This window comes from uncultured Pontibacter sp. (assembly GCF_947502515.1).
GTDB lineage: Bacteria > Bacteroidota > Bacteroidia > Cytophagales > Hymenobacteraceae > Pontibacter.
In genome coordinates this window covers 20,345-40,595 of the sequence record NZ_CANNAI010000005.1, presented here as the reverse complement: position 1 = coordinate 40,595, position 20,251 = coordinate 20,345, and the positions used below count along the sequence as shown (strand labels likewise).

The window sequence follows — 20,251 nt, the reverse complement described above, 5'->3', positions numbered from 1 at the left end:
CTTCTTACTAATCGATGTCGTCCGACAGAAGTCCTTTAATTCTGTCGAGCAATCCCTTGCCGCTGCTTTCTTTGCTGGCGGTCTTTGTTGTTACCACTCTGTTATACTCTTCGTGCTGCTGCACCTCCACATGCTTCTCTTCACGCTGGTCAAGTGACTGGTAGCCAGCCAACACCAGCCCCACACCCGTTGCGTGCATCGGGCTCTTTACAGCATCGATCTTCGACTTGCCCAGGTGCTCGTTCGGATAGCCAATGCGGGTATCCATACCGGTGATGTACTCTACCAGTTGCACCAGGTTCTGAAGCTGAGCGCCTCCGCCTGTGATCACGATACCGGCTGCCAGGCTGTTGCTATACCCTGAACGAACAATTTCCGAGTAGATCAGTTCCACGATCTCTTCCATTCTCGCCTCAATAATATAGGCCAGGTTCTTCAGAGAGATCTCTTTAGGCGTACGGTCACGCAAGCCCGGGATCGAAACAATCTCATTATCAGAGGCCTCGTCAGCAATCGCCTTTCCAAACTTCACTTTCAGCTGCTCCGCCTGGTTCTGCATTACCATGCAGCCCTGCTTGATGTCTGACGTAATGATATTTCCCCCGAAAGGTAAAACTGCCGTATGGCGGATAATATTGTCTTTGAAAATGGCCAGGTCCGTTGTGCCTCCACCAATATCAACTAAGGCTACCCCGGCTTCCTTCTCTTCGTCGCTTAGTACCGACATGCTCGAAGCAAGTGGCTCCAAAATCAGATTATCAATCTCCAGACCGGCACGGGCGATGCATTTGTTAATATTGCTGATCGCGTTCGACTGCGCGGTGATGATATGGAAGTTGCCCTCTAGACGCACCCCCGACATACCTACCGGATCAACTATACCCTCTTCGTAATCCACTTTATACTCCTGTGGCATCACGTGAATGATCTCACTTCCCGGAGGCGTTACCAGGCGGTACATGTCGTTCGTCAGGCGGTTCACATCCTCAACCGTGATCTCATCATCCGTCATTTGGCGGGTGATGCTGCCATTGTGCTGCAGGCTCTTGATGTGCTGCCCGGCAATGCCCACGTTGACCACCTTGATGTTGATGCTCGCCTGATCTTCGGCCTGCTGAACGGCTTTTCTGATCGCCTCTACAGTTTTGTCGATGTTGCTGACAATACCGCGTACCACCCCTTCCGAGATGGCTTTGCCCATCCCCAGGATTTCCAGCTTTCCATACTCATTCTTCCGACCAACAAGTGCGCAAACTTTGGTTGTGCCGATGTCCAAGCCTACTACTATTTTGTCGTTCTGCATATGCTGTATATGTTATTCACAAATAATCTGATCTTCGTACTCCACATTGACTCTCTTATATTTATCCCAGCCCATCACGGGCAGCACTTCTTTATAAAAGACCATCAACTTTTTAAATTTCTGTTCCATGTCATTTGGCTTCCCAAACTCAATGGTGTGTTCCCCTACCTGTGGCAGAAAAGAAACTTTGCCCTTTTCATCGATATGCATCTGGGCTAATTGGGCTTTCCAAAACTGATCGGTTTCAATGAAACGCAGCAAGGAAATATAGGCCTGGCCTGTAGAGTCCTGAAAGAAATCCCTGCCGAACGGTCTGCCGGACTGGGTCTTCGTAATTGGTATTACACGAGCGGTATATCGGTCGGACAGGGGCAGCATATTACCCTCTGCGTCGATGTAGACATCTTGATCTGGTCGTATAATTCTAGCTATAGGCCTATTCTGTTTAATACTTACTTTGATGTTGCCGTCGAGACCTTTATAAACCTCTGCTTCCTTCACAAAGCTATGTGCTTCGATGCGTTTTTCAAGGCTTTTCAGATCGATCTGCTGGTTGGGCAAACCTTCTAATTTTCGTTCACCTTCTCGGGTTAGTAGGTCTCTTACTTCCTCTTCCCCAATAAAGTAATTGTTGTACTCATTATCAATATTTATTGACACTTTCTCACACTTTTTTTCATTTTGGCGAGAAGAGGCAAATCCTGCAAGAGCGGCGATCGTAACCACGCTACAACATGCAAAAATTAAAGATTTTATTTTACTATTCAAGCCCATTTCAGTTATTTTCTAAAATATTTTTTATAGGCTTTACTAATGTATCGATATCGCCGGCTCCAACTGTTGCCAACACCTCAAAATCAGTGTTTTCAGCTAAATAAGACGCCACATTCTCTTTATGCAAAAGTCTCTTTTTCGGGCCATTTATCAAGCCTAAAATCATTTCTGAAGTTACGCCTTCAATTGGCTTTTCCCGTGCTGGGTATATATCCAGCAAGATCAGTTCGTCAGCAGCACTCAAACTCTGTGCAAATTCGGTTGCAAAATCGCGGGTGCGGCTGAACAAATGCGGCTGAAACACTACGGTCAGCTTTTTGTCCGGGTAAATGGCACGCAAAGACGTCATGAACGCATCAATCTCTTTCGGGTGGTGCGCATAGTCGTCAATGTATACTTTGCCCTGCCCTTCATACACCACTTCGAAGCGTCGCTTCACACCTCTGTAACTTGCCAACGCGTCGCGCAACTTGTCTTCGGACACTCCCATGATCTGACCCGCTATCAGCGCAGCCAGCGCATTCTCTACATTGTGATATCCAGGTAAAGCCAACACCAAACGTGCTATGTTACCGAAGGGTGTTCCCGCATCAAAACAGAAGCTGTACCCCTGTATGTCAAGCTGTTGCACATACCCTTCGCCTTCATTCAGACTGTAACGAATCACCCGAACATCTTTCTGCACTTTTTCAAGCAAACGTGGGTCAGTGTCGCTATGCAAAATCAGGTAACCGCCGGGTTTCACCTGACTGATGAACTTCTGAAAGGTCCTGATCAGTTCCTCTTTGTCGCCGTAAATATCCAGGTGATCGGGATCAGCCGACGTCACGATTGCGATGTCCGGGTATAGCGTCAGGAAAGAACGGTCGTACTCATCTGCTTCCACCACAATCGTCTCTTGCTCAGCCGTACCTTTTCCAATCAAGAGGTTCGAATTCAGGTTGGTAGCTATACCTCCCAGGAAAGCCGAACAATCCACACCGCCCTCGTGCAGCAGGTGCGTCACGATAGACGAAGTAGTCGTTTTGCCATGCGTTCCGGCCACTGCTACGGTATAAGCTGAACCCGTGATAATGCCCAGCACCTCCGAACGCTTCTTGATGGTATAACCCTGTTCTTTCAAGTAGGCCCACTCCGTGTGCTCGGCAGGTATAGCCGGCGTGAGCACCACCAGAGTGGTCTCCTTGTTTTCCAGTATTTTTTTTGGCAACTGGTTTACATCATCTTCATAATGCACCCGGATGCCCTCCTGCTCCAGCGCCTCAGTGAGTGGGGTGCGGGTCTTGTCATAGCCCCATACCGGAAGCTTCCGGGCATTGAACCAGCGGGCAATGGCACTCATGCCGATTCCGCCGATGCCAAGGAAATAGATATAGCTATAATCTTCCAGTCTCACTTGATCAACTTTAACAGTTCGTTTACAATATCGACAGCGGCATTTGGCCGCGCCAGTTTCAATATATTCTGCGCCAGACGGTGTTGCTCTGCCTCGTTTCCGGCCAACTCTAATGCAGCCGGGATAAGCTTTTGCTGTGCTTCGGCGTCGCGCACCAATAAGGCGGCCTGCTCCTGCACCAGCGACATGGCATTTTTAGTCTGATGATCTTCGGCCACGTTCGGTGAAGGCACCAGTATGCTCGGCTTGCCGGCCAGACACAGTTCTGAAATCGAAAGCGCCCCGGCTCTGGATACCACCACATCGGCAGCGGCATAGGCCAAATCCATCTGTCGGATAAAATCGAAGGCGCGTATACCTGCATCGGCATAAGGCTTCTCCAATTCCTGCGCCTGCGGATAAAATGCTCTGCCCGTCTGCCAGATCAACTGGTAACCAGCATCAGCAATTTGCTGCAGACCTGAGGCTATACTTTGGTTTATCGTTCTGGCACCAAGGCTTCCGCCTATGACCAGTATAGTTTTCTTTTCAGAAGTCAATCCGAAATGCAGCAAAGCCTCGCGGCGTTTGCCTTCGAGCTCCATGATGTCTTTTCGAACCGGATTGCCCGTCATCACCAGCTTTTCGGCTGGGAAGAAGGCGTCCATGTTGTTGTAAGCCACACAGATTTTCTGCACCCGTTTCGCCAACAGCTTATTGGTGATACCCGCATAAGAGTTCTGCTCTTGCACTAATGCAGGTATACCTTTTCTGGTCGCTGCATACAAAAGTGGACCACTGGCATAGCCTCCCACTCCCACCACAGCATCCGGTTTAAAATCACGGATGATCTTGTTCGACATCCGGATACTGGAAATCACTTTCCAAGGGAAAGAGAGGTTGTCCAGTGTAAGACGGCGCTGCAGTCCGCTGATCCAGAGACCAACGATCTTATAGCCCGCTTCTGGCACACGTGTCATTTCCATACGCCCGATCGCTCCTACAAATAGGATCTCCGCATCAGGGTGCACCACCTTGATCTGGTTGGCAATGGCAATAGCCGGGTAAATATGCCCGCCGGTGCCGCCACCACTGATGATGAAGCGATATGGACGCTTCGACTTAGGCATTGGCCGTCACTTTTGCGGTTGAACTAAATGACTCTTCCCCTTTCACGGTACGGCTCACGCTCAGGATAATCCCGATCGAAATACCTGTGAAGATCAAGGACGTTCCACCCATACTCAGGAGCGGCAACGGCAGACCCGTGATCGGACCAAGCCCAACGGCCACGCCCATGTTGATCATGCCCTGCAGCACCAGACTGAAACTCAGACCAGCTGCCAGCAAACCTCCAAAGGCACCGTTGCTTTTCGTAACAGTCACCAATCCCCTGTAGAGCAAGGCTAGGTATAGGAACAGCACCAAGGCACCGCCCAACAAACCGTATTCCTCTAGTATGATTGCATAAATAAAGTCAGAGTAAGGGTGCGGCAGAATGTCGCGCTGATCGCTGTTGCCCGGACCTTTGCCTACCACACCACCTGTCGCAATCGCGATGTAGGACTGCTCGAGCTGGAAAGCAGTTTCGGACTCATCAAAAAAGGCCTCTACCCTGCTAATAGCCGTGCCTAAGCGCTGACCTGCTGCCAGACCTACTCCGCCTAACATGGCACCTGCCAACACGAAAACTGCCAGCGATTTCATTGGCACACGTCCAATGAACATCAGCAAAAGACTGGTCAGGAATAGCAACACCGCTGTAGAAGTGTTCGTCAAAGCGATCAAGGCGCAGATAAAACCTGTCCAGGCAAAAATCGGGATCAGGTTGCGCTTCCAGTCATCCAGGTTGTTCTGCTTCTTGGAGAGCATGCTGGCCAGATAGGAAATCAGCGCCAGTTTGGCCAAATCCGATGGCTGAAACGTCTGGTTGATCACCGGAATAGTGATCCAGCGAGAAGCCTCGTTGATGTTCGAACCAAAGAAGAAGGTATAGAGCAAAAGCGGCACCGATAGGATAAGCGCCACTAATGATAATCGAGAGTAGTAACGGTAATCGATCTTGTGCGCCAACCACATAAAGGCCAAACCGATGAAGATCAGCGACGAGTGCTTGAAGAGGAAGTACTCCGTATTACCGTCTTTTTGCTTGTACGCCAAGGTACCGGTAGCCGAATACACGACTGCCATGCTGATAAGCGAGAACATCAGCACGATGCCCCAAAGCACCGCGTCCCCTTTCAGGTTCCGCTGTAACCACTGCTTGATCATAATACCTTTGGCTAAAAATTAAAAATCTTACTTTTTCAAAACTATCTTCTCTACGGCCTCCTTGAAGCGCTGCCCCCGGTGCTCGTAATTATTGAACAAATCAAAACTTGCGCAGGCCGGCGACAAGAGCACCACATCGCCCGGCGTCGACAGCAAGCGGCCCATGCGCACGGCATACTCGATGGAAGTGGTTTCCACTACCACTGGCACAATGCGCCCGAATGCTTCTTTCAACTTGTCGTTGTCCTTGCCCAGACACACCAGCACTTTCACTTTCTCTTTCACCAGTTCGGTTAGCACACTATAGTCATTGCCTTTGTCTACACCGCCCGCGATCCAGATGATCGGCTGCTTTATACCTTCCAAGGCATAATATACGGCTTCCACATTGGTCGCTTTCGAGTCGTTGATGTAGGTGACTTCCTTTGACACTGTGATCACCTGCAAGCGGTGCTCAGCGTTCTCAAAAGTCTCCAGCCCATTTTCAATCTGGCTGTCCTCCACGCCCATCAGCTTGGCGACGGCCACGGCGGCCATGGTGTTGTACTGGTTGTGCTTGCCAATTAGGGCAGAGCGCGAAGCATCAATGTCACCTTCAAAGAATTTGACGTTGACTTTTACATGCGTCCCTTCACATAGTACTTTCGTACCCTCCGTGTTTTGGAGTGAGAATGGGATTGTGGTTCCGCCAAAAGACGCAGAATCGAACGCATTACGGATAATATCATCATCGTTGTTGTAGATAAAGTAGTCCGCGCCGCTCATGTTCTGCGCAATGCGCAACTTAGAGGCGGCGTACTTGTTTAGATCATAGCCATACCGGTCTAGGTGGTCTGGCGTAATATTTAACAGTACTCCAATATGTGCTTTGAACTGATACATGTTGTCGAGCTGAAAACTGCTCAGCTCCACCACGTAGTACTCGTGTTTATTGTCAATTACTTTCTCAGCCAGACTCTCGCCGATGTTACCAGCCAAGCCCACGTTTATACCTGCGCTCTTCAGCAAGTGGTAAGTCAGTAGCGTGGTGGTCGTCTTTCCATTCGTACCGGTAATGCAAATGAACTTCGCATCGGTATAGCGGCCGGCAAATTCGATCTCCGAGATAATCGGGATCTCTTTTTTGATCGCCTCCTGAATTATAGCTGCCTTGTCCGGTATACCCGGGCTCTTCACGATCTCGTTGGCTTCCAATATGCGCTCAAAGGTATGGGTGCCTTCTTCGTAAGGTATAGCCGCTGTTGCCAGCTTCGCTTTGTATACCTCCTTGATCTGCCCCATATCGGACACGAACACGTCCAGCCCCTTTGCCTTTGCCAGCAAAGCCGCTCCTACGCCACTTTCTCCCGCTCCGAGTATCGCTAGTTTCATGGTTTGTTTTCGTTAGGTTTTAGCGCAGTTTCAGGGTTGCCAATGTCAAAATCGCCAGCATGATGCCCACAATCCAGAAGCGCGAAACGATCTTGGACTCATGGTAGCCATTTTTCTGGTAGTGGTGGTGCAGCGGCGACATCTTAAAGATGCGTCGGCCTTCCCCGTATTTCTTTTTGGTATACTTGAAGTAACTCACCTGCAGCATCACCGACAGATTCTCAATCAGGAAGATGCCGCACAGGATAGGTATAAGCAGCTCTTTGCGCACGATCAGGGCCATCACCGCGATGATACCACCAATCGCTAAACTACCGGTATCACCCATAAACACTTGTGCCGGATACGAGTTATACCACAGGAAACCCACACAGGCTCCCACAAAGGCCAATGCGAAAATGGTCAGCTCACCCGAGTTCGGGATGAACATGATGTCGAGATAATCCGCAAAAATGGTGTTACCCGATACCCAGGCAAAGATCGCCAGCGTAAGGCCGATGATGGCCGAGGTACCAGCCGCCAGACCGTCGATTCCGTCGGTGATGTTAGCGCCGTTAGATACGGCCGTGATTACCAGAATCACGAACGGGATGTACAGGTAGCACGACCAGTCTGCGAAAAGCGGACCCGCGAAAGAAAACAGATTGCAGTAATCGAGTTCGTTATTTTTGCGGAAAGGTATAGTCGTAATCATGGATTTGATGTCCACCCACTTGCTCGTGGCGTTCACGGCGGAGGTAGAACCATCGGTGAAGATGTACTGCCTTACGACAACATCGTCACTAAAGTATAGGGTCAAACCCACAATAATTCCTAAGCCAATCTGACCCAGCACCTTAAATTTTCCGGCCAGTCCCTCTTTGTTCTTTTTGAACACTTTGATGTAGTCATCCAGAAAGCCGATCAGGCCCAGCCAGATCGTCGAAACGATCATCAGGAGCACATAAATATTGTCGAGACGGGCGAATAGCAAGGTCGGTACCAGTATAGCCAACAAGATGATCAGACCGCCCATGGTCGGGGTGCCTTTCTTCTCCATCTGGCCTTCCAGCCCGAGGTCGCGAATGCTTTCGCCTACTTGTTTGCGCTGCAGTATTTTAATCAGTCGTCCGCCAAACATCATCGCAATCAGCAAGGATGTCAGCGTTGCCATACCCGCCCTGAAGGAGATGTATTGGAATACACCCGCCCCTAATAGGTCGTACTCACGGTCAAGGTATGTAAAGAGGTGGTAAAGCATTTAATCTGTAATCGTTTCTCCTTTGTTTTTCAGTTTGTCTTATTTGCCAAGCTGTTGCAGAGCTTCCTGCAGTACCTGTTTATCGTCGAAGGGGTATTTCACACCCTTGATCTCCTGGTAAGTTTCGTGGCCTTTGCCCGCCACCAGGATGATATCACCCTTACCGGCCAACATACAGGCCGTACGGATGGCTTCTCTTCTGTCGAGCACACTCAGCGTCTTCTTGAAGTCGAGCGGCTTTACACCTTTCTGCATGTCTTCCAGTATCGCCTGTGGCTCTTCGAAACGCGGATTATCGGACGTTAAAATCACCTTGTCGCTCAGACGGCAGGCGATGTCGGCCATCACCGGGCGCTTAGTCGCGTCGCGGTTGCCGCCACAGCCAACTATTGTTATCACCGTTTGCAACGGCGTACGTATTTGCTGAATCGTGTTCAGCACGTTTTCCAGTGCATCTGGCGTATGGGCATAGTCTACTATACCGGTGATTTGCTCCTGCTCCGACACTATGTAATCGAAGCGGCCAGCTGCTGTATCCAAGCTCGAGAGTATAGTGAGCGCTTCCATAGGATCTTCCTCTAGCAGCACTGCCACACCATAAGCACCAAGTAAGTTGTAGGCGTTGAACGCCCCAATTAGTTTGGCCCAAATCTCGTGTCCATCTATCTCCAAATGTAGCCCCTGCAGCGTGTTGTCAATCAAGCGTGCCTTGAAGTCGGTAACTTTGCGCAGCGAAAAGTAGCGCACATCGGCTTTAGTGTTCTGCACCATCACCGGGCCGCGTTTGTCGTCGGCATTGATCAGGGCAAAAGCACCAGCCGGTAGCATATCAAAGAAGGACTTCTTCGCTTTGATGTACTCGTCGAACGTGCCGTGGTAGTCGAGGTGGTCGTGTGTGATGTTGGTAAAAACGCCACCAGCGAAGGTTATACCTGCTACACGCTGCTGCACCATGGCATGGGAGCTTACTTCCATAAAAGCATAAGCACAGCCTGCCTTTACCATCTTATCCAGCAAAGCATTGAGTGAAACCGCATCCGGCGTGGTATGCGTCGATGGGATTACCTCTTCGTCAATCTGGTTCTGCACTGTGGAGATCATACCCACATGGTAGCCCAGTTCGCGGAATAGCTTGTGCAACAAGGTCACGGAAGTGGTTTTGCCATTTGTACCCGTTACGCCCACCAGTTTCAGTTTTCTGGACGGATGGCCGTAAAACGCAGAAGCCATCATACCCAAGGCCTGACCGCTGTTTTTTACCTTGATATAAGTAACATCCTCGGCCAGTTCAGCCGGTAATTCTTCGCACACAATGGCAACGGCCTTCGCCTCCGCGGCTTTCGCCATGAAGTCGTGCCCGTCTACCTGCACACCGCGCATAGCTACAAACAGCACGCCTTGCTGCACCTGGCGCGAGTCGAAGGTGATCGACTCGACCTGCACATCCAGCGGACCGTGGCTTTCCAGCACGGTAACGTCTTTCAATATGTCCTGCAATAGCTGCATTAGCTCAGTACAATTGTAATTTTTGTTTCCTTATTAATTTCAGTGCCCGGCTGCACGGATTGCTTTTGTACCCGCTTGCCCATCCCTTCCACACTTACCTTCAGGTGCTGGTTGCCCAAAATGAACAGCGCGTCGCGCAGTGTCATACCGGTTACGTCGGGCACCTGACCGCCCCTTACCGGGTTTGGCTCAAACTTAAGCGAGCGCATCTGCGGTGTCACACGCACCCACTCGTCATCGCTTGTCGCCGTGGAGTGGTTGCTTACGCCGATCTTGTTCAATATCAGGCCCAGATCATCCAAGCTGCCGGCTTTCACCTGTGGCAAACTGTCTTTGTTCGGCACCACACGGGCACGCAGCGGCTGGTGCATGGCCAAGTCGCGAGCATAAGCCTTGTCGGCCACTTCCTTGAACACAGGCGCGGCCACATCGCCGCCGTACACGTTCACCCCTCTCGGACTGTCGATGATCACAATGCAGCTATATTTCGGGTTGTCAGCCGGGAAATAGCCGGCAAACGAAGTCGAGTATAGCTTCACATATTTACCGTCTTTCACCTTGCGGGCGGTTCCAGTTTTGCCGGCTACTTTATAGTCGGCACTTTTAATGTTCTTAGCCGTACCGTTCTGCACCACGCCTTCCAGCATGGCACGTACCTTTTTAATGGTCTCTTCAGAGGCAATTCGATCGTTCAGCACCCGCGTCTGAAATGTCTGAATCACCTGATCAGCGCGACGGATCTCTTTCACGATGATTGGTTGTACCTTCACCCCATTGTTTGCCACGGCATTGTAAAGTGCCAGTGTCTGCAGCGGGGCCAGCTTCATTTCGTAGCCGATTGACATGGAGGTAAGCGTTGTGCCATACCATGTTTTATCACTGGTGTTCTTGATGTAAGGCCTTGCCTCACCGTCCATCTGAAAACCCAATGTGCTGCTCAAACCAAACTTGTGCAAGTAATCCACAAAAGCCTGCGGGTTGTCACTGAAGTTATCCTGAATCAGTTTGGCCACCCCGATGTTAGATGACTTCTCGAAAACCTCCTGTGCCGTGATCTTGCCGTAACCGCCGATTTTCACGTCGGTCATGGTCGTGTTTTTAATGCGGTACCGGCCGTCTCCAGTATCAACCGTGTCAGTCAGGTCCACGTCGGAATGCTCAAAAAGCGCCAGCATAGAAGCCAGCTTAAAAGTAGATCCCGGCTCCGTACGCCCTTGGTTACCAACCGCATAGTTATAATCTTCAATGTAACCACCTTTGGTTCTGCCCAAATTGGCCATCGCCTTGATCTCGCCTGTCTTCACCTCCATCAGAATCACGCAACCGTAGTCGGCGTTCTTCTCCACCAAAGCCTTGTAGAGCGCATTCTCCGCCACGTCCTGCAGGTTGATATCGATGGTAGTTTTAATGTCGTAACCGTTCTGTGGCGCCACTTCCGTACCGTCGTAGATCGGTTTGTTACCGCCTGCTATACGCTCAAAAAGGGCCTCCCCATCGGTGCCCGCCAAATCGCCATTGAAGCTGTATTCCAGCCCCGCGCCGTTTTTGTCCTCATTTATAAAGCCGATGGTACGCTCAGCCAGCATACCGAAAGGCTTGAAGCGCTTCTCTACTTTCTCGAAGATCACCCCGCCTTTGTTCTTACCAGCCCGGAAGATCGGCCAGCTCGCCATCATCTTCTTCTCCTGGTAGTTGATCTGGCGGCTGTTCAGTCTTATGTACCTCCTGCCGGCATGTCGTGCATTTTTGATCTTGCGGCGATAATGTTCCGGCGACTGGTCTTTGTAGAATCGCGACAACAGCATGGCCAGCGAGTCTATACCTGCGTTGAAAGTCTCGGCCTGGGCAATTGCCGGGTCAAACGCAACGCGGTAAAACGGCAGCGAAGTGGCCAATATGCTCTCGTTGTCAGAGTAGATATTGCCACGGGTAGCCGGAACTGGCTGGTAGCGTATGCGGCGCTCCTTCGAGATCTGCTTCCACTTGGTACCATCCAGCACCTGTATCTGCACAATCTTGTACACGATCGCACATGCAAAAAGGCAGACCAATAGGAACACGATCCGTACGCGCAGTACGATTTCCTTCTTAATATTCATCTTCCGCAACTTCAACTTGATAGGGTGGAGATGAACTTTCAACTAGGCCCAGTGGTGCCACGTTGCGCGCCACTTCAGACTGCTTGCTGGCGCCCATATAATCAGACTTCAGGGTGGTGTAATCCGCCCGGAGGTCTTCTGTCTCAACTTTAATCTTAGCTATTTTGCGGATGGTCTTCTCGGCATAGTGGGTGTTGCCGATATAGAAAAGCGTAATACCTGTCAGGAAAAGCACATGCGGCAGGTACTTGGTCGGCACGCCCTCCTGAAACAGAAAATCAACGTTCGTGTATTTATCCAGCCATTTGAACAGGCTGAACCCTTTCTTTTTTGCCTTCACCTCCGGCTTCACCTCTTCCTCTGGCTTCACGCGCAGCGTGTTGCCCTTGGGCGCGGCAGCTGTCTTAGTCATAAGGTTAGGAGCCATAGTTAAGTTTAGGTTACTACACTGTTGTTAATTCTATTTCTGCATTCGCTATCTCTTCTCTGCGATTCTTAGTTTGGCGCTGCGTGAGCGACTGTTCTCGAGTAATTCCTGTTCCGATGGCACAATCGGCTTTCGGTTGACAGCGTCGAGTGGTTTTTTCTCGTTGCCGAACAGGTCTTTTTCCACTTCTCCGAAGAACTTGCCTTTGGCTATAAAATTCTTCACGAGCCGGTCTTCGAGTGAGTGGTATGACATGACCACCAGTCTACCGCCGGGCTTCAGCACTTCGGCCGCCTGCTCCAGCATTTCCTCGAGCGTCTTCAGCTCGTCGTTTACTTCTATGCGCAGCGCCTGAAACACTTGCGCCAGGTATTTATTCTCCTTCCCACGCGGGGTGCAGGAACTGATCGCTTGTTTAAACTCCCCGATCGTCTCGATCGGCTTGCGGGCCCGCTGCGACACGATCACACCGGCCAGCGTCTTGGCGTTTTTCACTTCGCCATAAATTCCGAAGATCCTGTGCAGTTGCTCCTGGCTGTAGGTGTTCACTACCTCGCTTGCCGGCATACCTGACTCCGGATCCATGCGCATGTCAAGCGGTCCATCGAAGCGGGTTGAAAAACCACGCTCGGCCTCGTTGAACTGGTGCGATGACACGCCTAAGTCGGCCAGTATACCGTCCACTTCTTTCACGCGGTACAGGCGCAGGTACTTTTTCAGGTCCCTGAAGTTGGCGCGCACAAACGTAAAAGCAGGACTATCGATCTTCTTCGACTGCTCCTCTGCGTCGCGGTCTTGGTCAAACGAGTAAAGCTGACCTGTCGTCAGCTTGCTGGCAATTACGCTAGAGTGACCACCGCCTCCAAACGTCACATCGACATACACGCCATCTGGTTTGATCGCCAGCGCGTCTATGCATTCCTGCAGCATAACCGGTCTGTGGTACTCCATTAAATCAAAGGCGCTTCCGCCGGTTTATCTCCTAAAAACTTCTCGGCCAGTTGTGAGAAACTCTGCTGGTCCTTGATGAGGAAGTCCTCATACTTGTCAGGGTTCCAGATCTCAACACGGTTTCCCAAGCCTACCACAATCGCCTCTTTCTCCAGATCGGCGAAACGGGCCATGGTGCGTGGCACGATGAAACGACCGGTGCCGTCCAGCTCGATCTCCGTGTTGCCACGGAAGAAATTGCGCTGAAACTGGCGGTACTCCTCGTTGAACTCGTTCAGACCTGCCACCTTATCATAGATCGTCTTCCACTCCGATTTTGGGTAAAGCACGAGGCAAGGCTCGAAACCTCTTGTCAGCACCACATGATTGCCAGACGCCTCCGGCAGGTTGGATTTTATCTTCGCAGGTAAAACCAACCTTCCCTTTGGATCAATCTTGCATTCGTATTCGCCAGACAGGAAGTTCATGTATATGACAGTTGAGTCCGTATAGTTTTCGGAGTATACAAATGTAACGATTCACCAAAACACCGCAACCACAATCTCCCACTTTTTACCACTTTGTGGATAAATTACGGTTATCCACCCCACTTATCCACATTATCCACATTTCGGACCTTCATTTTGCGGATAAGTTTATTTGCATAAAATATACTAGTTCGTTAATATACGAGAGACTATATATTATAAAATCCTGTAAGACAACATATTAACCCAATAAGCAGACCTAAACTATTGCTCTATGAAGGCATTTTTGTCAAAAGTGGGACAAAGTGGAGAATGTGGTAGAAAGTGGGGCAATATCCCGAGAGTGGATAAAGTTTGTAGTAAAAGTGGGGAGTTTATCCGTATATTTGCACTGTGAATCAGACCATCCGTCATACGGTTACGCTACTCCTTACCCTGAGCATTTTGCTGGGCTCGTTTGGCGTGGCTTTGAGCGAACAACTCTGCCTGATGACCGGGCTGAAAATGTCGGCCGCACAGGAGCAAGCGGATGGTTGCTGCCAAGAGCCTGACACACAGGAAGCTGAAGAAGACGATTGCTGTACCACAGAACTTTCCTTTGAAAAGCTGGAGCCGGTCTCTTCTATCAAAAGTCTATCGCTGGAGATTCCTGTTTTCTTTGCGGCTGCATTCACACCACTCTTTACCACTTGGGCGCCGGAGCCTGCCACCGACCAAAGGATTCTTACTTACTCCGATAGTTCTCCCCCGCTCTACGGCATTCAACTACTCCATCGGCTACAAATTCTTATCGTCTAGGATTTCCGTTTGCACAAAGTCCTGCATTGGCTAAAGGCCTATGCACAAACCTGCATTCAGAAATTTTAATCAATAAAGAATATGTATTCCAGCATACCTGTGCGAACCATCAGCCGAATCTTCGGCACGTTTGCACTCCTTATTACTATACTTATACCTGCCGCCGCCCAGCAGCTGACGGGCACAGTGGTAGACCAATCCAGCAAAACACCTCTGATAGGCGCCAATGCCGTGTGGAAGGGAACGTCTAAAGGCACTGCTACTGATGCCAGCGGAAACTTCACACTCCAACTGACCGACGCCATTAGCCCTCAGATCATCGTGTCTTACCTGGGCTACAAGCCCGATACGATTGATATCAGTGGCAAAACAACTGTAATTGTTGCACTCATACCTACCAGTTCCATAAGAGAAGTAGTAGTGGAAGGACAACAGACGCGCTACTCCGCTCTCACGCCGACAAACTCGCAGATCATAACGACTCGTGACCTGGAAAAATCGGCCTGTTGCAACCTGGCGGAAAGTTTCGAGACAAATGCCTCCGTGGAAGTAACGACTACTGACGCGGTTTCGGGTGCCAAGCAGATCCAAATGCTCGGGCTGGACGGCTCCTATACCTTGCTCACTACCGACAACGTGCCGGCCCTGCGCGGCCTTTCCACCCCCTACCGTCTCAACTACTTGTCTGGCACTTACATTGAGTCCATTGACATCATAAAAGGAATGGGCTCGGTGCTAAACGGCTACGAATCGATCTCGGGACAGGTGAACGTGAAACTGAAGGACCCTGAGAAAAGCGAACGGCTATACCTGAACCTGTATGGAAACAGCCTCGCCAAGTTTGACGCCAACTTGAACGTGTCGGCGCAGGTGAGCCCGAAGTGGAGCACGCTCCTTATGCTGCACAGCGACCACCTGGGTAACCGTGTGGACCGCAACAAGGACGGCTTTATGGACCTGCCACTTGGCACGCATCATAATGTATATAACAAGTGGAAGTATACCAACGGCGATTGGGTATCAGAGTTTGGTATAAACGCCTTGCGTGAAACCAAGTTGGGCGGTCAGATGGACTATGAAAAAGGCGAAGCAATTGGACCTGAGCAAAACTATGGTACCGAATCCGAAACGGATCGTCTGTCCTTTTACAATAAGACCTCCTATACTTTTAAGGGCAAGCCTTACCAGAGTTTGGGTTTTATTTCATCAGGTGTACACCACAAGTTTAATTCACTTTATGGCCGCCGGCAGTATAACGGTGAGCAGAACACCGGCGATCTGCGCTTCATTTTCCAGTCCATCATTGGGCATACCGGCCATACCTATAAAGTGGGCGCCAGTTTCCTTTACGACGACTATACCGAGCGACTGGAGCAAACCAGACTGGCGCGCACAGAGCAGGTGCCAGGCATATTTGCGGAATACATCTTTAACAATGCGGAGAACTTGACCGTGGTGGCCGGCGCCCGCACCGACTTCCATAACCTGTATGGCACTGTATTTACGCCTCGCCTTAATGTAAAATACGACTTCACCCCGAACACTATTTTCCGATTGGCGGCAGGAAAAGGGTTCCGGGTTGCTAACCCTATTTCGGAGAACACGGCTGCTTTGGTCAGCAATCGCGCCTTCACCTTCCGGGAAGAACTGCAGCCGGAGAAGGCTTGGAACCTGGGTGGCTCCTTTACGCAGTATTTTGAGTTGGGCGGTCGTCCGGGCGCCTTCATCACCGACTACTACTATACCACTTTCCAGAACCAGGTAGTGGCAGACATGTACAGCAGCGCCAACCAGGTTGAGTTTTACAACCTGCAGGGCCGCTCCTTCTCTCGCAGCTTTCAGGCGGAGTTGCAGTATGAGGTGCTGAAAGGCTTTGACGTAAAGACGGCCTATAAATACTACGACGTGCAGACCACCTATAACGGCACCCTGCAACAGCGCCCCATGATCCCGCAGCACCGCTTCTTCGTGAACCTCGGCTTTGCCACGCCATTCGACAAGTGGCGCGCTGACCTGACCACACAGTACTTCGGACAAATGCCACTAGCCTACATGGAAGGCCATAGCGGTACAGCGGACGTGCGCCAGTCCGATGCTTTCTATACCTTGAACGGGCAGGTGTCGCGGGCCTTCAAGCGCTGGGAAGTATACCTGGGCGGTGAGAACCTGTTGAACTTCCGTCAACCGGATGCGATCAGAGGGGCAGATAATCCCTTTGGTGCCAACTTCGACGCCAGCATGGTGTGGGGGCCAATTACCGGCAGGGTCATCTATGCAGGTATGCGCTTCAAGATCGAATAGCGGCACATCATTTGCACTGCTCCAGCGGCTCTAATAGAAACCAAATCATTATCATACATCTAACTTTCACCAATAATAATTTCACATTATGAAAATCTTCAGAAACATCGGATTAGCACTTGTTATGTTCTTCGCTACGTTGAGCGCACAGGCCCAGAACGGCAATGAAAAAACAGTTCAAATCAAAACTTCAGCTGTGTGCGGCATGTGCAAGAAGAGTATAGAGAAAACAATGGCTTATGAGAAGGGCGTCAAAAAATCGAACCTGGACGTGGATTCCAAGATGCTGACTGTTACCTACGACCCGAAGAAGACCAACGAAGACAAAATCCGTAAGGCAGTGAACGACACAGGCTACGACGCCGACGACAAACCAGCCACGCCACGTGCCTACAACAAACTGGACGATTGCTGCCGCAAGGAAGCTGGCGCGCACTAAGTCGCCGATTTTTTAAACAACAAAAAGGGTAGCTGATTTCAAATCGGCTACCCTTTTGCTTTATACAGCTGCCACCACGGCAGGTAGGGCTTGTCGTGGTGCTCATAGTGGTAGCCGAAGAAGTAACAGCTCACAAAGGCCCACAGGTGGTTTTTGGCCTGTGTACCTGATTTGTGCTTGTTCTCGGAGGCATGCTCACCGCGGTGTGGCAGGTAGGTCCCGAAGTAGAACAGCTGAAACGTAGCCAGTATAGCCGGCACCATCCAGAACATGACCACATTCTCGAGCGGAAAAAACAGCTGCAGCACATTATAGGTAATGGCCATCAGCACGATCTGCCACCATGTGATGTAGTTCTTCAGAAAGCTGTAGTACCAGGGCCAGAAAGAGCCGTGGTGGTAGTCCGGGTCCTCCTCCGTGGCCACATGCCTGTGGTGCTGGTGGTGCCTTGGCAAAAGCCGCGGATACCAGTTATAGGCAAAGAGAAAAGCGGTGACAGTGCCGATCATGCGGTTCAACTTTGGCCGGCCGGGAGCGGCAACGCCATGCATGGCATCGTGGGCGGTTATAAAAAGCCCCGTGTACAAGTGCGTCTGCAGCAGCATGAACAGGTATGGCAAAGGCGATGCAAAGTCAACCGGAAAGCGCAACAGGTATACGAGCAGGCCAGACCAGCACACCACAATAATGGCTGCGATGGCGACCCCTCTGTTGTCTCTATGGATTGTCTTTGCCATTTGATTGTTTAAAGGCTGGAGATTGGCTATACCTACATTGAACAGTCACGCTTCGGGTATACCTGTTTTCACAGGCCATCCCTATACCTGATTACACCGCTTCCTTTAGTAAGGTATCGCGCACCTCCTCCATCAGCCACATGGGTGTAGAAGTTGCGCCGCAAATACCCACTTTGTCTCCGTCGGCAAACCACTCGGGCTGTATTTCTTCTACCTTCGAAACAAAATAAGTAGCCGGATTGGTGTCTTTGCATACCTGATAGAGCACTTTGCCATTGCTCGACTTGGTGCCCGACACGAAGATAATCTTATCAAACTGAGCGGCAAACTTCCGCAAATCTTTGTCTCTATTCGATACCTGCCGGCAGATGGTGTCGTTGGCGTCCACTTCGTAGCCCTTTTGCTCGAGCGTGTCCTTTATGTTGTAGAAGCTGTTGGTGCTTTTGGTGGTCTGGCTGTAAAGTGTGATTTTGGGCGGCAACTCATGTTGCATCAGTTCGTCCAGATTCTCGAACACCACCGCTTTGTTGCTCGTCTGCCCCAACAGCCCCATCACCTCAGCATGCCCATGCTTGCCGTAGATAAAAATGCGCTCGTCTTTGTCGTAAGACGTTTTGATCCGGTTCTGCAGCTTGAGCACCACAGGACAAGAGGCATCGATCAGGGTCAGGTTATTCTGCAGGGCCACGTGATAAGTTGCAGGCGGTTCGCCATGGGCACGAATCAGGACAGCCTCGTCGTGCAATTCGCGCAACTGGCCATGGTCGATGATGCGCAGACCGCGCTTCTGCAGTCGCTCCACCTCCACGTCATTGTGCACGATATCACCCAGACAGTAAAGATACCCTTGCTCATCGAGCAGGTCCTCAGCCATCTGGATGGCATAGACCACGCCGAAGCAAAAGCCTGAGTTAGAATCGATCGTGACTTGAAGGTTCCGCATATACCTTTATACAGCCAAGCGTTGATATTGTTTAACGGCGAAGCGCTGTTTTAAGCCCTCGTACATCGAAATTGTCGACAAAAGCATCAGCATGGAGTACATCGAGTCCTCCACGGGTATAGACACAATGCGCAGATTCAGGTTGTGGCTGTTGTTATACCAAACTATCGGCAGATAAGTCAAAACGCCATTTACCAGCAGGAACGGAACCAGGTGCACCATGTAAGCCAGGTAGAAGCGCCCGAATCTTTCTGTGTTGAAATAGTAATAGTGCACCCCCAGCATAGCGGCCAGCAAGGTAAAGGTGATGGAAGTATAGAGCTTTTCTAAATTAAAGACCGCCAAAAGTAAGAGCACAGGTATAAGCGCAAATGTGATCGCCTTAGCATAAGGCTGCAGCAGGTCTTTGGTGATGTAAGCATTGAGACAGTCGTAGATAAAAACGCAGGCGTAAGGCACCGTGATAAAGAAAAGTACCTCCTCGAGGGGTAGGCTAAAGATGTAAATTCCTACCAGATACTCCGGGTTGAAGCCCCATACGCCAGCTTGCGTGAAGAGTTCGTCCCAGATGATAAACATGACAGCATTGATAATGATTGCCGGCCACAGGTATGGCCAGTTTTTGTAAAAAGTCACTTTCCTGTCGAAGGATAGCAACAGCGGAAACAGGATGGTGAAGATGTTCAGGTACAGGTATAGCGGCATGTGGCTTATATAGGTATGCTTTTGATTTTTCGTTTTTCCTGCTCGGTGCAGTGGTCTTTTGTCAACATAAAATCCCGGATATCGCGGGCCATGTCATTAGACAGGCCGGACTTCGGGTGGCGCTCCAGCCCGGCAATGATCTTCGCTTTGTCGTCTTCCAGGTTATTGCTCATATTCAGATAGCGTGGCACGTAATGCTCTACTGTGAAGCGCAGAAACCTGATTTCCGGATTGACTGCATCGAGCTGTACGGCCTGTTCAAATATCTCCGAAGACCGCTGCAGGTGCTTCATTTTCATGTAAGGGTTCCAGACATGTTTCGCCATAATGGCTTCCGAAACCGCCTTGTAAGCCAGCACCACAGGGTTATTGTCCTCGTAGTCGCTCATCAGCTTGTGAAACTCCCTGCCAGCCTTGCTATTCTGACTAGCCTCCAGGAACTGCACACGCAGATCAGGCAACTTGTAAGACTTGGTGTTATCGGCCAGAGCCGTAATGTAAAAAAAGAGTAAAAAGGGTAATATCAGTAAGCTATTCTTCACGA

Annotated in this window: 19 protein-coding genes; 3 read left to right on the top strand and 16 right to left on the bottom strand. The window is 50.5% G+C overall.

The features are described 5' to 3' along the window. Window positions 1-7: 7 nt before the first annotated feature. The 12 genes from ftsA to mraZ all read right to left on the bottom strand — a co-directional run bounded on the left by ftsA (window position 8) and on the right by mraZ (window position 13,784). Window positions 8-1,303: a cell division protein FtsA gene (ftsA, locus tag Q1A54_RS13570; RefSeq protein WP_007652463.1), complete on the bottom strand. Its 1,296-nt coding sequence runs from the start codon at window positions 1,301-1,303 to the stop codon at window positions 8-10. 12 nt (window positions 1,304-1,315) lie between these two features. Beyond that, window positions 1,316-2,029: a hypothetical protein gene (locus Q1A54_RS13565; RefSeq protein WP_299989109.1), complete on the bottom strand. Its 714-nt coding sequence runs from the start codon at window positions 2,027-2,029 to the stop codon at window positions 1,316-1,318. A gap of 49 nt (window positions 2,030-2,078) precedes the next feature. Continuing rightward, entirely contained in the window at window positions 2,079-3,473 is a 1,395-nt protein-coding gene (murC, locus tag Q1A54_RS13560; RefSeq protein WP_299989106.1) for a UDP-N-acetylmuramate--L-alanine ligase, read from the bottom strand. After that, a complete protein-coding gene (gene murG, locus Q1A54_RS13555; RefSeq protein WP_299989103.1) occupies window positions 3,470-4,582 on the bottom strand; it encodes an undecaprenyldiphospho-muramoylpentapeptide beta-N-acetylglucosaminyltransferase in 1,113 nt (370 codons plus the stop codon). The genes murC and murG overlap by 4 nt, the downstream gene beginning before the upstream one ends. Continuing rightward, window positions 4,575-5,723 (bottom strand): FtsW/RodA/SpoVE family cell cycle protein, encoded by a 1,149-nt coding sequence (locus Q1A54_RS13550; RefSeq protein WP_196116085.1) that lies wholly within the window; start codon window positions 5,721-5,723, stop codon window positions 4,575-4,577. The genes murG and Q1A54_RS13550 overlap by 8 nt, the downstream gene beginning before the upstream one ends. A gap of 27 nt (window positions 5,724-5,750) precedes the next feature. Beyond that, window positions 5,751-7,094 carry a UDP-N-acetylmuramoyl-L-alanine--D-glutamate ligase gene (gene murD / locus Q1A54_RS13545; RefSeq protein WP_299989100.1) on the bottom strand — a complete coding sequence of 448 codons (1,344 nt, stop codon included), beginning with the start codon at window positions 7,092-7,094 and terminating at the stop codon, window positions 5,751-5,753. A gap of 19 nt (window positions 7,095-7,113) precedes the next feature. Further along, window positions 7,114-8,334, bottom strand: coding sequence for a phospho-N-acetylmuramoyl-pentapeptide-transferase (mraY, locus tag Q1A54_RS13540; protein WP_007652469.1), 1,221 nt, complete (start codon window positions 8,332-8,334; stop codon window positions 7,114-7,116). Between the two features lie 39 nt (window positions 8,335-8,373). Beyond that, window positions 8,374-9,840, bottom strand: coding sequence for a UDP-N-acetylmuramoyl-L-alanyl-D-glutamate--2,6-diaminopimelate ligase (locus Q1A54_RS13535; RefSeq protein WP_299989095.1), 1,467 nt, complete (start codon window positions 9,838-9,840; stop codon window positions 8,374-8,376). Continuing rightward, complete coding sequence (locus Q1A54_RS13530; RefSeq protein WP_299989092.1) at window positions 9,840-11,939, bottom strand: penicillin-binding protein; 2,100 nt, start codon at window positions 11,937-11,939, stop codon at window positions 9,840-9,842. Before Q1A54_RS13530 ends, Q1A54_RS13535 begins: the two co-directional genes overlap by 1 nt. Next, complete coding sequence (locus Q1A54_RS13525; protein WP_366915818.1) at window positions 11,929-12,351, bottom strand: FtsL-like putative cell division protein; 423 nt, start codon at window positions 12,349-12,351, stop codon at window positions 11,929-11,931. The genes Q1A54_RS13530 and Q1A54_RS13525 overlap by 11 nt, the downstream gene beginning before the upstream one ends. Window positions 12,352-12,414: 63 nt before the next feature. After that, window positions 12,415-13,317 carry a 16S rRNA (cytosine(1402)-N(4))-methyltransferase RsmH gene (gene rsmH, locus Q1A54_RS13520; RefSeq protein WP_299989086.1) on the bottom strand — a complete coding sequence of 301 codons (903 nt, stop codon included), beginning with the start codon at window positions 13,315-13,317 and terminating at the stop codon, window positions 12,415-12,417. After that, window positions 13,317-13,784, bottom strand: coding sequence for a division/cell wall cluster transcriptional repressor MraZ (mraZ, locus tag Q1A54_RS13515; RefSeq protein WP_007652473.1), 468 nt, complete (start codon window positions 13,782-13,784; stop codon window positions 13,317-13,319). Before mraZ ends, rsmH begins: the two co-directional genes overlap by 1 nt. Before the next feature lie 393 nt (window positions 13,785-14,177). Between mraZ and Q1A54_RS13510 the strand changes: the two genes are divergently transcribed. From Q1A54_RS13510 to Q1A54_RS13500, 3 genes are all read left to right on the top strand, one after another. Beyond that, the gene (locus Q1A54_RS13510) at window positions 14,178-14,582 is read left to right on the top strand and encodes a hypothetical protein (RefSeq protein ID WP_299989083.1); all 405 of its coding nucleotides are present in this window, start codon (window positions 14,178-14,180) and stop codon (window positions 14,580-14,582) included. Window positions 14,583-14,681: 99 nt separating this feature from the next. Continuing rightward, the gene (locus tag Q1A54_RS13505) at window positions 14,682-16,883 is read left to right on the top strand and encodes a TonB-dependent receptor (protein WP_299989080.1); all 2,202 of its coding nucleotides are present in this window, start codon (window positions 14,682-14,684) and stop codon (window positions 16,881-16,883) included. Window positions 16,884-16,971: 88 nt separating this feature from the next. Then, entirely contained in the window at window positions 16,972-17,322 is a 351-nt protein-coding gene (locus tag Q1A54_RS13500) for a heavy-metal-associated domain-containing protein (RefSeq protein WP_196116092.1), read from the top strand. 47 nt (window positions 17,323-17,369) lie between these two features. Here Q1A54_RS13500 and Q1A54_RS13495 read toward each other — a convergent pair whose 3' ends face one another. The 4 genes from Q1A54_RS13495 to Q1A54_RS13480 all read right to left on the bottom strand — a co-directional run bounded on the left by Q1A54_RS13495 (window position 17,370) and on the right by Q1A54_RS13480 (window position 20,249). Next, a complete protein-coding gene (locus Q1A54_RS13495) occupies window positions 17,370-18,059 on the bottom strand; it encodes a fatty acid desaturase (protein WP_299989075.1) in 690 nt (229 codons plus the stop codon). Between the two features lie 91 nt (window positions 18,060-18,150). Beyond that, a complete protein-coding gene (locus Q1A54_RS13490; RefSeq protein WP_299989072.1) occupies window positions 18,151-19,002 on the bottom strand; it encodes a 4-hydroxy-3-methylbut-2-enyl diphosphate reductase in 852 nt (283 codons plus the stop codon). Window positions 19,003-19,008: 6 nt separating this feature from the next. Beyond that, window positions 19,009-19,707 (bottom strand): lycopene cyclase domain-containing protein, encoded by a 699-nt coding sequence (locus tag Q1A54_RS13485; protein WP_299989070.1) that lies wholly within the window; start codon window positions 19,705-19,707, stop codon window positions 19,009-19,011. A 5-nt stretch (window positions 19,708-19,712) separates the two neighbouring features. Beyond that, window positions 19,713-20,249 carry a hypothetical protein gene (locus Q1A54_RS13480; protein WP_299989067.1) on the bottom strand — a complete coding sequence of 179 codons (537 nt, stop codon included), beginning with the start codon at window positions 20,247-20,249 and terminating at the stop codon, window positions 19,713-19,715. Window positions 20,250-20,251 lie beyond the last annotated feature (2 nt).